Annotated in this window: 1 protein-coding gene; it reads left to right on the forward strand. The window is 46.8% G+C overall.

Annotated features, from left to right (window positions below; genetic code table 11):
* Nucleotides 1–79 precede the first annotated feature (79 nt).
* Nucleotides 80–1,195: a BREX-1 system phosphatase PglZ type A gene (gene pglZ / locus DSM107010_RS37735; protein WP_199756069.1), complete on the forward strand. Its 1,116-nt coding sequence runs from the start codon at nucleotides 80–82 to the stop codon at nucleotides 1,193–1,195.
* Nucleotides 1,196–1,229 lie beyond the last annotated feature (34 nt).

Raw genomic sequence — 1,229 nt, forward strand, 5'->3', positions numbered from 1 at the left:
AGCGAGCGTCTTTGAGTTTCATGGCTGATTCCAGACTTAGCTACCTTTCTATGTTAACCAATCTCTGCTCTAGGTAGTAATTCGTACCTGCGTCAAAACACTACGTTCTCAGATAGGGCAGCCAACAGCACAACTAGCCCCTTGGCGCAATTGGTTACAGGCGCGTCACACTCTAATTTGGTTTTCCAAGTATGAGAAGATTTACCAAGCCATAGAAGCCGCGATCGCGCTGTTGGAATTTAAGCAGCAGTATACCGAAGGATTCCGCCAGCCTGCACCTACCCTGTTCAAAGCCTATGCTAGCGATTTACACTCCTTTGACCGAGCATACCGCCACTTTATTACGAAGAGTGATGATGCTCATGGGGATATCCTGAAGGGCTTAATTGAAGACGTAGAGAATTTATACACCCAATGGTTTTTGGATGAGCTAGGAGATGCTTGGTCTAATGCCCTTGACGAACGTTGGGAATTGGCAAGTATAGCTTCTCAAACCAAGTTTTTTGCTAGGTACGTGCTACCAATTTTAGAACGGAGCGATCGCGAGAAAGCATTTGTGATTATTTCCGATGCCTTGCGCTACGAAGTCGCCAGCGAACTCCAAGAGGTAATTCAGAAAGAAATTAGAGGTGAAACTAGTATAGAGGCGCAATTTGGAGTTTTACCCAGCGTGACGCGATTGGGAATGGCAGCACTGCTTCCAGGGTCGAAGTTAGAACTTATTCCAGCTAGTGACGATGTTTTACTCGATGGGCTGAGTACCAAAGGAGCGATCGCAAGGCAAAAGATATTGAATCAAAATAGCCGTGTAGAAGCTACGGCGATCGATGCTAAAGACCTACTAGCGATGAATACAGACGAGGGACGGGCTGCGGTACAACCGTATCGCCTCATCTACATTTATCACAACGTCATTGATGCAATTGGAGATAAGGCATCGAGCGAACGTCAAGTATTCTCAGCTTGCGAACAGGCAATTAGCGAACTGCTACGGCTAGTCAAGAAAATCTGTAATTCTATCAACGGTACAAACGTCATTATTACTGCCGACCACGGGTTTTTGTACCAACGCCGCCCGATCCAAGAAGCAGACAAGCGACCCATACCGAGTAGCGAAACAGTGCTAGAAAGCAAACGCCGCTACCTCTTAGGAGAGCGAAAAATTTCGGGGGAGATGAGGGACACAACGCGGTAAGATGACTCAATGCCTGATTCTGCTGAAAGAGTCA

Source organism: Chroococcidiopsis cubana SAG 39.79 (assembly GCF_003991895.1).
GTDB classification, from domain to species: Bacteria; Cyanobacteriota; Cyanobacteriia; order Cyanobacteriales; family Chroococcidiopsidaceae; genus Chroococcidiopsis; species Chroococcidiopsis thermalis.